The organism is Amycolatopsis sp. NPDC005961, from assembly GCF_040629235.1.
Taxonomy (GTDB): Bacteria; Actinomycetota; Actinomycetes; order Mycobacteriales; family Pseudonocardiaceae; genus Amycolatopsis; species Amycolatopsis camponoti.
In genome coordinates this window covers 26,308-38,754 of sequence record NZ_JBEXVF010000084.1, presented here as the reverse complement: position 1 = coordinate 38,754, position 12,447 = coordinate 26,308, and the positions used below count along the sequence as shown (strand labels likewise).

Annotated in this window: 3 protein-coding genes; all 3 read right to left on the bottom strand. The window is 74.5% G+C overall.

Annotated features, from left to right (window positions below; genetic code table 11):
* Window positions 1-101: 101 nt before the first annotated feature.
* The 3 genes from ABZ342_RS42580 to ABZ342_RS42570 are packed head-to-tail and all read right to left on the bottom strand — an operon-like array spanning window position 102 to window position 12,416.
* Window positions 102-1,355, bottom strand: coding sequence for an activator-dependent family glycosyltransferase (locus ABZ342_RS42580; RefSeq protein ID WP_360485905.1), 1,254 nt, complete (start codon window positions 1,353-1,355; stop codon window positions 102-104).
* A gap of 20 nt (window positions 1,356-1,375) precedes the next feature.
* The gene (locus ABZ342_RS42575; protein ID WP_360485902.1) at window positions 1,376-2,134 is read right to left on the bottom strand and encodes an alpha/beta fold hydrolase; all 759 of its coding nucleotides are present in this window, start codon (window positions 2,132-2,134) and stop codon (window positions 1,376-1,378) included.
* The gene (locus ABZ342_RS42570; protein ID WP_360485899.1) at window positions 2,127-12,416 is read right to left on the bottom strand and encodes a type I polyketide synthase; all 10,290 of its coding nucleotides are present in this window, start codon (window positions 12,414-12,416) and stop codon (window positions 2,127-2,129) included. The genes ABZ342_RS42575 and ABZ342_RS42570 overlap by 8 nt, the downstream gene beginning before the upstream one ends.
* Between the last annotated feature and the right edge of the window lie 31 nt (window positions 12,417-12,447).

The following is a 12,447-nucleotide window of genomic DNA, read 5'->3' as shown; positions in this document are numbered from 1 at the left end:
GTCGCGTGATCGTCTTGGAGTCGGCGCAGGACATCTCGCAGGAGCTCTCCGACGCGGTGGCGTCCTACCTGAAGGACCCGGCGGACGCAGAACACTGTTTCTCACTCACGACGCTCGGCGACCAGCTTCTCCAGGTCCGCGACCAGCTCGGCCGGGGTCGGCTGGGCCAGCGCGAGGTCGCGCAGTCGGCGCGCGTTGGCCGTGAACTCCGGTTCCCCGACCAGCCGGGCCACCGCGGACCGCAGGTCGCCGGCGGTGAAGCCGTTGTGGGTGAACAACAGTCCCGCGCCCTCGTCGACGAGCCGCTGCGGACGCAGGAGGTGGTCGGCGATCGGCGTGGTCACCGTCAGCTGCGGGACGCCGGCCACCAGCGCCGCGCCGTAGCTGCCGAAGCCGCCGTGGTGCACGATCGCCGCGCAGCTCGGCAGCACCGTGTGCAGCGCGACCGACTCGACGACCCGGACGTTGGCCGGGACCTCGTCCAGGGCCTTGCGCTGCTCGGGCACCAGCGCCGCGATCACTTCGATGTCCAAAGTGGACAGGGCGGCCAGTATCTCCGGGATCGAGACGTAGTCGCCGCCGAACGCGTCCGTGTTGGACGACCCCAGGGTCAGGCACACCCGCGGCCGGGACGGCGGTTCGCGCAGCCAGTCCCACACCACCGCGCGGCCGTTGTAGGGCACGTGCCGCACCGGCAGCCGGCGGACGCCGGAGCGCGCGCCGAGCGACTCCGGCAGCGGGTCGATGGTCGCCTGGCCGGTGACGAGCTCCTCGTCGAAGCCGACGCCGAACGGGCGTCCGGTCAGCTCGAGCCAGTCGTAGAGCGGGTCTTCTTGCTCCTCGGCGGGCTGTTCGGCCATCACCTGCAGGAACGTCGCGCGCATGGCGCACCAGACGTCGGCCCAGCACAGCTGCCGCACGTGCGCGGCGCCGCAGGCCTTCGCCGCGATCGCTCCGGCGTAGGTCAGCGCGTCCCAGACGACCAGGTCGGGCTGCCACTCCCGGGCGTGGGCGACCAGGTCCCCGACCATGTCGTCGTTGTAGATGGCGAACCCGGCCCACACGGTGAAGGTGTAGCGCTGGTGCAGCGCCTCCCAGGTGTGCGACGCCGGGTCCGTGTCGTTCCAGTTCGCGATGTCGGCTTCCTGGGCGTCGCGGTTCTGCTTCATGCCCTCGTGCATCGTGTTGTCCACGCCGACCGGCACCGCGGTCAAGCCGGTGCCGGTCACGACGTCGGTGAACCCCGGCGACGCGGCCACCCGCACCTCGTGCCCGGCCGCGACGAGCGCCCAGGCGGCCGGGACCATGCAGTACAGGTGGGACTTCTCGTCCAGCGTCACGAACAACACGCGCACGGGAGCACCTTTCAGTGTGGTTACCGGCGACCGGAGAGCTTGCCCGCGAGCCGCGCGGAGATCAGCCGCAGCACCTCGGGCTGGTGGTCGGCGAGGAAGAAGTGCCCGCCGGCGAACACCTTCAGCTCGAACTCGCCGTCGGTGTGGTCCTCCCACGCGCGGGCCTCGGCCAGGGTGGTCTTCGGGTCGGCGTCGCCGGTCAGCACGGTGACCGGCGTGGCCAGCTTCGGTCCCGGCTGCTTGACGTAGGTCTCCGCGGCCTTGTAGTCGTTGCGGATCGCGGGCAGCGCCATCCGCAGGATCTCCTCGTCGCCCAGCACGGCCGCGTTGGTGCCGCCGAGCTTGCGCATCTCGGCGATCACGCCGTCGTCGTCGAGCTTGTGCACGGACTCGTCGCGGCGGCACGCGGGCGCCCGCCGGCCGGACGCGAACAGGTGCAACGGCGTCACGCCCGCCTGTTCCAGCCGACTGGCGACCTCGAAGCCGAGCGTCGCGCCCATGCTGTGGCCGAACAGCGCGAACGGCCTGCGCGTCCGCTCGGCCAGGACTTCGACGACCCGGTCCGCGAGTTCGGGGAGGTTGTCGATCCCGGGTTCGAGCCGACGGTCCTGGCGGCCCGGGTACTGCACGGACAGGACCTCGACCGAGCGGCCGAGCCCGGCGGACATCGGGAAGTAGAAGCTGGCCGAGCCGCCCGCGTGCGGCAGGCAGAACAGCTGGACGGCGCCCTCGTCCGCGTCGTGGTAGCGGCGGAGCCACAGCTCCGGGTTCTCAGTCATGCGTGAACTCCGTCCTCAGGGTGGTGCCGAGCCAGCCGCGCACGGTCTCGGCGGTGGTGGCGGCGTGGTCTTCGACCATGGTGAAGTGGTTGCCCGGGACGTCGACGACGAAGTCCGCGGTGTCCCAGTGCGTCTGCCACTCCTCGGGGGCGAGCCGCCCGTCGGCGACCGGCGGCTCGGACGAGCGGACGAGCAGGAGCGGCACCGACAGCTTGGCGGGCTCCCAGCCGGCCATGAGCCGGAAGTACCAGCTCATCGCCGACAGCCGGGCGACGTCCATCGGCGCGAACACCTCTTCGCGGTCGAACATGCCGCCGAACAGCTCGTCGCGGAACCGGTCCAGCGGCGAGTCCTCGCGCGGCAGGTAGCTGTCGAGCAGCACGACGGCCAGCGGCGGCGTGCCCCGCTCTTCGAGCAGCTCGGCGGCGGCGTGCGCGAGCATCCCGCCCGAGGACGACCCGAGCAGCACGAACGGCTCGCCGTCGGCCACGCGCAGCACCGAGTCCGCCTGGACCTCGGCGACCGCGCGGACGCTGGTCGGCAGCGCCTCGCCCTTGACGAACCCCGGCGCCGGCAGCGCGTGCACGTCCAGGTCACCGCGGAACGGCGAGGCGAACCGGGCGTACTGGTGCACCCCGGCCAGTGCCACGTACGAGCTGAAGCAGATGAGCTTCGGCGCGCGCTCCCCGGCGGCCAGCTGCACCGACCCCGGCCGCTCGGTCAGGTCGGCGGCCGCGTCGAAGGTGGGCCGCAGCAGCGCCGCGTTCTGCAGCAGCTCGAAGCCCTCCTTCATCTTGCCGAGTTCGCAAGCCGTGCGGAACAACGCGCTGAGCGTCTCGCCGGAGTCCACAGTGGATGTCGTCACCGCGGCGACGTTCAGCTCGGTCCGCAGGTGCGCGGCCAGGTCTTCCGGCGCGGGGAAGTCGAAGACCAGCGTCGGTGGCAGCCGCAGGCCGGTCGACGCGCCGAGGACGTTGCGCAGCTCGACCGCGGTCAGCGAGTCGAAGCCCGCGACGAGGAACCCGACGTCCGGCCGCACGGCCTCTGGGCCGGCGTGCCCCAGCACCGTGGCCGCGGTGGCCCGGACCAGGTCCAGCAGGATCACCTGCTGGTCCCGCTCCGGTTTCCCGGCCAGCGCGGCGCGCAGGGCGGCCTCGCCGGATACCGGGGCGGCGGCCGACGCGGCTCGTCTCACCGGCCGAACGAGTCCCTTGAGGACGGACGCGACCTGGCCGGTCATCGCCGTGAGGTCCAGTTTCGCCGGGACCAGCGCGGGTTCGGCGAGCGAGGTCGCGGTGTCGAACAACGCCAGCCCCTGCTCGACCGGCAGCGCGTGGACGCCGCCGCGTGACATCCGCTTCCGGTCGGACGCGTCGAGCGCGGAGCTCATCCCGGTCTCCCACAGGCCCCAGGCCAGCGCCTGGGCGGGCAGGCCGCGGGCGGCCCGGTGGGTGGCGAGCGCGTCGAGGAAGGCGTTCGCCGCGGCGTAGTTGCCCTGGCCGGGCCCGCCGAAGGTGGCCGACACCGAGGAGAAGAGCACGAACGCCGAGAGGTTCCGGTCCGCGGTCAGCTCGTGCAGGTGCCAGGCGGCGTCGACCTTGGGCCGCAGCACGGCGTCCATCCGCGCCGGCGTGAGGGAGGAGAGGACGCCGTCGTCGAGCACGCCGGCCGCGTGCACGACCGCGGCGAGGTCGGGAACGTCCGCCAGCAGCTCGGCGAGCGCGGCCCGGTCCGCGGTATCGCACGCGGCGAGCCGGACGTCCGCACCCAGTTCGATCAGCTCGGCCCGCAGTTCGGCGGCCCCGGGCGCGGTTTCGCCGCTGCGGCTGGTCAGCACCAGCCGCCGGACGCCGTGCGCGGTGACCAGGTGCCGCGCCAGCACGCGCCCCAGGCTGCCGGTGGCGCCGGTGAGCAGCACCGTGCCATCGGGACCGAAGGGCCGCTTGCCGGTGGCGGCCTCGGTGGTGGCGCGGGTCAGCCGGGCCGCCAGCAGCGCCCCCTCGCGGATCGCGAGCTGGGGCTCGTCGGCGAGGATCGCGGCCGGCAGGGCCGCGGCGGACTCGGCGTGGTCGTCGAGGTCGATCAGGCGGACGCGGCCGGGGTGCTCCGACTGCGCCGAGCGGACCAGGCCCCAGACCGGCGCGCACGCCAGGTCGGGGACGTCGTCGCCCGCCGCTGCCGCCACCGCGCCGCGCGTCACCACCACCAGGCGCGATGCCGCGAACCGCTCGTCGGCCAGCCACTCCTGCAGCAGAGCGAGCACGTCGCGCGCGGCCGCCCGGGCGGCGTCCGGCAGGGTGCCCGCCGCCGGGGTGCGGACCGCCAGCACCGCTTCCGGCACGGCCATGCCGAGCCCGGCCGCCGTGCCGAGCGCGTCGAGGTCCACATAGGACTCGCACGTGACGCCGGCCTCGTCGAGCGACGGCCCGACCTTGAGGTCGTCGGCCCCGACGACCGCCCACCGCCGGGCGGCGGCATCGACCGGCGGTGCGGCGACCGGCCGCCAGTCCAGCCGGAACAGCGACTCCGGCGCCTTCCGGGCCGGCCGCACCGCCCCGGCGGCCAGCGGACGCAGCACCAGCGCGTCGACCGACGCCACCGGCCGACCGGCCGGGTCGGCCAGGCTCAGCCGCACCGTGTCGTGGCCGTTCGGGGTGACCGTGACCCGGACCGCGGTCGCGCCGCTCGCGTGCAGCGTCACCCCGCTCCAGGAGAACGGGAGGTAGTTCCGGCCCGCCCACTCGGCGACCGTGCCGAGCACGTGCAGCGACGCGTCCAGCAGCGCCGGGTGCAGGCCGGACCGGCTCGCGTCCGCGTGCTCCTCGGGCCGCAGCGCCACCTCGGAGTGCACCTCGTCGCCGAGCCGCCAGGCCGCGCGCAGTCCCTGGAAGGCCGGGCCGTAGCCGAACCCGCCGTCCGGACCGCCGGTGTAGAGGCCGTCGAGCTCCAGGGGCTCGGCCCCGGCCGGCGGCCACTCCGTCAGGTCCGCGGGGACGGGACCGGGTTCGGCGGTGAGCCGGCCGCTGGCGTGCCGGGTCCACGGCTCGTCGTCGAGTCGCGAGTGGACGGTGACACCCCGCGTGCCCGCCTCGTCCGGTGCGCCGACGACGACCTGCAGCTGGACACCTTCCCGCGCGGGCAGGGGCAACGGCGTCTCGATGACCAGCTCGTCGATGCCGCCCGCGCCGGCCTGCTCGGCCGCGCGCAGGACCAGCTCGACGAACCCGGTGCCGGGGAACAGCGTGCTGCCCGCGACGACGTGGTCGGCGAGCCACGGGTGGATGCGCGGCGAGATCCGGCCGGTGCACACCACGGTGTCGTCTTCGGCGTTCGTGACCGACGCGCCGAGCAGCGGGTGGTCGGGGCGGTCGAGGCCCGCCATCGTGACGTCACCGGCCGGCGTCAGGGAGAACTCGGGCCAGAACCGCTCGTGCTGGAAGGCGTACGTCGGCAGCTCCACCGGCTCGCCGGGTCCGCCGAGGACGGTCCCCCAGTCCACTGTGGAGCCGCTGACGTGCAGTTTGGCCAGCGCGTTCAGCAGTTCGCGCGGTTCATCGCGGTCCTTGCGCAGCAGCGCGATGGTCAGTGCGTCGACGGTGGACGCGGCCATCGCGGTGAGGACGCCGTCCGGGCCCAGCTCCACGAACCGGGTCACGCCCAGCCCGGCGAGGGTGGTGACGGCGTCGGCGAACCGGACCGTCCCCCGCGCCTGGCGCAGCCAGTACTCCGGCGAGGTCAGGTCGGTCGCGGGCTCGCCGGTCAGCGTCGAGACGATCGGAATGGCGGGCGGCGCGAATGTCACTGCGCCGAGGACCCGGCCGAAGTCCGCGAGCATCGCGTCCATCGCCGGCGAGTGGAAGGCGTGCGAGACGCGCAGACGCCGGGTCTTGCGCCCGGCCCAGTGCCGTTCGACTTCCAGAACGCCGTCTTCGGCGCCGGAGACGACCACTGCCGCCGGGCCGTTGACCGCGGCCAGCTCGACGCCGGGGGGCAGCGTCGGAACGACTTCGGCTTCGGTCGCCTCGATCGCGAGCATCGCGCCCCCGGCGGGCAGCGCCTGCATCAGGCGGCCCCGCGCGGCGACGACCGCGCAGGCGTCGGGTAGCGACCACACGCCCGCGACGTGCGCGGCGGCCAGTTCGCCGATCGAGTGCCCGGCGAGCCGGTCGGGGCGGACGCCCCAGGACTCCAGGAGCCGGAACAGCGCCACTTCGACCGCAAACAGCGCGGGCTGGGTGTACCCCGTCCGGTCGAGGAGGTCGGTGTCGATGACGTCCAGGATCGGCCGGTCGAGGTGCGTGTCGAACTCGGCGCACACCTCGGCGAAGGCCTCGGCGAACACCGGGAACTCGCGGCGCAGCCCGGCGCCCATGCCGAGCCGCTGCGCGCCCTGGCCGGTGAACAGGAACGCGGTGCCGCCCTCGGCGCGCACGCCCGTGCTGACGCCGGGCGCCGGACGGCCGGCGGCGACGGCGGCCAAGCCCCTGATCAGCTCCTCGCGGTCGGCGCCCACGACGACCGCGCGGTGGGCGAAGACCGTGCGAGCGGCCAGTGCCGTGCCGATCTCGGCGTCGTGGACCGCGAGGTGGCTCAGCAGCCGTTCGGCCTGATCCCGCAGAGCTTCCGGGGAGTGCCCCGACACCGACCACGCCGTCACCGCGGCACTTTCACGGGAAAGTGCCGCGGGCGCCTCGGGTGGGGCTTCGATGATGACGTGGGCGTTCGTGCCGCTCACCCCGAACGAGGACACGCCCGCGCGGCGCACGTGTCCGGCGTCCGGCCATGGCACAGACTCCGCCAGCAGCCGCACGGAACCCTCGGCCCAGTCCACATGGGACGAAGGCACGTCTGCGTGCAGAGTCCGCGGCAGCAGGCCGTGCCGCAGGGCCAGCACCACCTTGATGACGCCGGCGACGCCCGCGGCCGCCTGGGTGTGGCCCAGGTTGGACTTGATCGATCCCAGCCACAGTGGACGGTCCCGGTCCCGGCCGTAGGTGGCGATCAGCGCCTGGGCTTCGATCGGGTCGCCCAGCGAGGTCCCGGTGCCGTGAGCCTCGACGGCGTCCACATCGGACGGTTCGAGGCCCGCGTTCGCCAGCGCCGCCCGGATCACCCGCTGCTGCGAAGGACCGTTCGGCGCGGTTAGCCCGTTCGACGCGCCGTCCTGGTTCACCGCACTGCCGCGCACGACCGCGAGCACCGGGTGGCCGTGGCGGCGCGCGTCGGAAAGCCGTTCCAGCACGAGCATCCCGGAGCCTTCGCCCCAGCCGGTGCCGTTCGCGTCGTCGGAGAAGGCGCGGCACCGGCCGTCCGGCGACAGGCCCCGCTGGCGGCTGAACTCGACGAACGAGCCCGGCGTCGACAGCACGGTGACCCCGCCGGCGAGCACGAGCGAGCACTCCCCCGTGCGCAGGGCCTGGATCGCCCAGTGCAGGGCGACCAGCGACGACGAGCACGCCGTGTCCACGGTGACGGCCGGGCCTTCGAGCCCGAGCGCGTAGGAGATCCGGCCCGAGAGCACGGAAGCGGCGTTGCCGGTGCCGAGGTAGCCTTCGGCGCTCTTCGGCGACAGCGCGAGCAGGGCCGGGTAGTCCTGGCCGTTGGTGCCGGCGAACACGCCGACCGGCTGTCCTCGCAGCGACTCCGGGTCGATGCCGGCGCGTTCGAGGGCTTCCCAGGACGTCTCGAGCAGCAGCCGCTGCTGCGGGTCCATGGCGAGGGCTTCCCGGGGCGAGATCCCGAAGAAGGCCGGGTCGAACAACGCGGCGTCGTCGAGGAAACCGCCTTCGCGGGCGTACGACGTGCCTTCGCTGTCGGGGTCCGGGTCGTAGAGCGCGTCGAGGTCCCAGCCGCGGTCGGCCGGGAAGCCGCCGATCGCGTCACGGCCTTCGGCGAGCAGCGTCCACAGCTCGTCGGGCGTGTGGACGCCGCCGGGGAACCGGCAGGCCATCGACACGATCGCGATCGGCTCGTCGTCGGTCCGGGCGGTGCCGGTGACCGGCGCCGCGGGTCCCGCGTCTCCGGCCAGGTGCGTGGCCAGGGCTTTCGGGGTGGCGTAGTCGTAGATCAGCGTCGCGGGCAGCCGCTGCCCGGTGGCCGCGACGAGCCGGTTGCGGAGTTCGACGGCGGTCAGCGAGTCGAAGCCGAGGTCCTTGAACGCCCGGTCCGGCTCGACGGCCGCCGCGTTCGCGTAGCCGAGCACCAGCGCCACGGCGGTGCGGACGACGTCGAGCACGTCGGCCGGCCGGTCGGTGGCGGGCTCGGCGACCGGCCGCGGCGGGACGAGCCCGGCGAACACCGATGGCAGGACCGGGGCGGCGCCGAGCACGGCGAAGTCGAACCGGATCGGCAGCACCGCGGGCTCCCCGGCGCGACAGGCCGCGTCGAACAGCTGCAGACCCTCCACAGTGGACAGCGGGATCATGCCGGTGGCGCCCAGCCGGCGGCGGTCGCGCCCGGCGAGCGTGCCGGTCATGCCCCCGGCCTGCTCCCAGAGGCCCCAGCCGAGCGCGAGCGCCGGCAGTCCGTGGTCGCGGCGGTGGCGGGCCAGCGCGTCGAGCCAGACGTTGGCCGCCGCGTAGTTCGCCTGCCCGGCCGGGCCGAGCGTGCCGGAGATCGAGGAGAACACGACGAACGCGGTCAGGTCGGCGCCGGCGGTCAGCTCGTGCAGGTTCGTGACGGCGTCGATCTTGGGCCGCAGCACGGTGTCCAGGCGCTCGGGGGTCAGCGCGGACACGACGCCGTCGTCGAGGACCCCGGCGACGTGGACGACGCCGGTCAGCGGCCGGTCCGCCGGGATGGTGCCCAGCAGGGCGGCGAGCGCGGCGCGGTCGGCGGCGTCGCAGGCCGCGACGACCGGTTCCGCGCCCAGCTCGGTGAGGTCGGCGACCAGCTCGGCCACTCCGTCGGCGTCAGGACCGCGGCGGCTGGCCAGCAGCAGGTGGCGCACCCCGTACCGGGTGACCAGGTGGCGGGCGACGAGTCCGCCCAGCGCCCCGGTGCCGCCGGTGATGAGCACCGTCCCTTCCGGACCGAAGGACGCGGACGGGCCGGGCTCGGCCGAGGTCAGCTTGGCCAGGCGCGCCACGCGGATCTCGCCGTCGCGCAGCAGGAACTGGGATTCGCCGGTCGCGAGCGCGGCGGGCAGCAGCCGCGCGGCCGCCGGGTCGTCGGCGTCGGCGAGCACGAACCGGCCGGGGTTCTCGGCCGCGGCCGAGCGCACCAGACCCCACACCGGGGCCTGCGCGAGGTCGGACACTCCGTCGGCGACGGCGGCGTTCTGCGTCAGCACCACCAGCGTCCGGCCGTCGAAGCGCTCGTCGGCCAGCCAGGACTGCACGAGGTGCAGCGCGCGTCGAGCCGCCTCCCCGGGCGTGTCGCACCGGAACGGGGCGACGAGGACGTCGGGCAGCGCGCCCGCCTCCGCGACGCCGTCGAGGTCGGGGTGGCAGGCCAGCGCGCCCAGCTCGGCGAACAGGGCGGCGCCCAGCTCGCGGTGACCGGAGCCGAGCACGGCCCAGGCCGCCGGGACCGGCTCCCCCGCGGCGACCGGCACCCAGTCGAGCTTGAGCAGGCTGTCGCGGGTGGCGCCGCCGACCGGACGCGGCAGCTCCGGCCAGTAGGTCTCGCGCTGGAAGGCGTAGGTCGGGAGTGCGCACGCCCGCACGCTGGGGAACAACTCACCCCAGTGCGTCCGCGTGCCGCGGACGTACATCGTCGCGACGGCGGCCAGCGCGGTCCGGACCTCGTCGCGGTCCTTGCGCAGCAGCGACGTGGCCGTCGCACCGGGCAGGCACTCCTCGGTCATGGCGGCGAGGACGCCGTGCGGCCCGAGTTCCAGGAACCGGGTGGTCCCGAGGTCCGCGAGCGCCGCCACGGCGGTGGCGAACCGGACCGGCTCCCGGACCTGCCGCACCCAGTAGTCCGGGGTGGTCAGCTCGTCGGTCACCGGCGTCCCGGTCACCGTCGAGACGATCGGGAGCCGCGGCCTGGCGTAGGTGATCCGCGCCGCGACCTCGGCGAACTCGGCCAGCATCGGGTCCATCAGCGGGGAGTGGAAGGCGTGGGAGACGGTGAGCCGCCGGGTCCGGCGGCCGAGCGCGGCGAAGTGCCGCTCGATCTCACCGGCGGCCGCGTCCTCACCGGATACGACGACGGAGTCCGGGCCGTTGACCGCCGCCAGCGAAACGGCGCCGGTGAGCAGCGGCGTGACCTCGTCCTCGGTGGCCTGGACGGCGACCATCGCCCCGCCGCCCGGGAGGGCCTGCATCAGCCGTCCGCGCGCCGCGACCAGCTCGGCGGCGTCGGCGAGGGAGAACACGCCCGCGACGTGCGCGGCCGCCAGCTCGCCGATGGAGTGCCCGGCGAGGTGGTCGGGGGTCACGCCCCAGGACTCCAGGAGCCGGAACAGCGCGACCTCGACCGCGAACAGCGCGGGCTGGGTGTGCGCCGTCTCGTCGAGCGCGTCGCCCGACCGGACCACTGTCTTCAGTGGACGGTCGAGGTGCCGGTCGAACTCCGCGCAGACCTCGTCGAAGGCGTTCGCGTAGGCCGGGAACCGCTCGTACAGCTCGCTGCCCATGCCGGCCCGCTGGGCGCCCTGGCCGGTGAACAGGAACGCCGTCAGCCCTTCGGCGACCGTGCCGCGGACGAGTCCGGGCACCTCGTTGCCCTTCGCGAGCGCGCGCACGCCGTCGGCCAGTTCGGCCGCGTCACCGATCAGCACGGCCCGGTGTTCGAAGACCGAGCGGGTCGTGGCGAGCGCCCGCCCGATCGCGGCCGGATCGCCGTCGACCCCGGCCAGGCGGGCGGCTTGGGCGCGGAGCGCGGCCTCCGACCGTCCGGAAAGGACCCACGGCACGACCGGCGGCGCGGGTTCGTTTTCCGGCGCGGCTTCTTCGACCGGGGGCGCCGCCAGGAGCACGTGCGCGTTGGTGCCGCTGACGCCGAACGCCGAGACGCCCGCGCGGCGCACCCGACCGTCCGCGGGCCACGGGACCGGCTCGGTCAGCACGCGGACGTCGCCCGCCGACCAGTCCACCCGGGACGTCGGCCGGTCCACGTGCAGGGTCTTCGGCAGGACGCCGTTGCGCAGCGCGAGGGCCATCTTGATGACCCCGGCGACGCCGGCGGCGGCCTGGGTGTGCCCGAGGTTCGACTTGATCGAGCCGAGCCACAGCGGGCGGCCCGCCGGCCGGTGCTCGCCGTAGGTGGACAGGAGGGCCTGCGCCTCGATCGGGTCGCCCAGCGACGTCCCGGTGCCGTGCGCTTCGACGGCGTCCACATCGGACGGAGAGAGACCGGCGTCGGCGAGCGCGGCGCGGATGACGCGTTGCTGCGACGGGCCGTTCGGGGCGGTGAGGCCGTTGGACGCGCCGTCGGAGTTGATCGCCGAGCCCGCGACGATCGCGAGCACGGGGTGGCCGTGACGCCGGGCGTCGGACAGCCGTTCCAGCAGCACGACACCGGCGCCCTCGCCCCAGCCGGTGCCGTCGGCACCGTCGGCGAACGCCTTGCACCGGCCGTCCGCGGCCAAGCCCTGCTGCCGGCTGAATCCGATGAACGCCCCGGGCGTCGTCATGACCGTGACGCCGCCGGCGAGCGCCAGCTCGCACTCCCCCTCGCGCAGCGCGTGCGCCGCCCAGTGCAGCGCGACCAGCGATGACGAGCACGCCGTGTCGACCGTGACGGCCGGGCCCTCCAGGCCGAGCGCGTAGGAGATCCGTCCGGAAAGGACACTCGCGGCGTTGCCGGTGCTCTCGTAGCCGTCGCCGACGCCGGGGGCGAGGCTGAGCAGTCCCGGGTAGTCCTGGCCGTTGGTCCCGGCGAACACACCGACCGGTGCACCCTTGAGGGACTGCGGGTCGATCCCGGCGCGTTCCAGGGCTTCCCAGGACGTCTCGAGGAGCAGCCGCTGCTGCGGGTCCATGGCGAGGGCCTCGCGGGGCGAGATCCCGAAGAACGCCGCGTCGAACGCGCCCGCGTCGCGGACGAACCCGCCCTGGTCGACGTAGCTCGTGCCCGGGTGCTCGGGGTCCGGGTGGTAGACGGCGTCGAGGTCCCAGCCGCGGTCGTCCGGGAAGCCCGTCAGCGTGTCGGTGCCGGTTTCGAGCACCCGCCAGAGGTCCTCGGGCGTCTCGACGCCGCCGGGGAGCCGGCACGCCATCGCCACGATGGCGATCGGCTCAGGCGTCGCGGATTCGGCTTCCCGCAAGCGTTCCCGGGTCTCGTGCAGGTCGGCGGTGACCTTGCGCAGGTACCCGAGCAGCTTCTCCTCGTTCACGTCGCACCCCGCCCGCCGGCGAACCCGCGCG

Excerpts from the sequence above, each read along its gene's own strand:
- ABZ342_RS42575 (WP_360485902.1), bottom strand. The coding sequence starts at position 2,134 with ATGACTGAGAACCCGGAGCTGTGGCTCCGCCGCTACCACGACGCGGAC.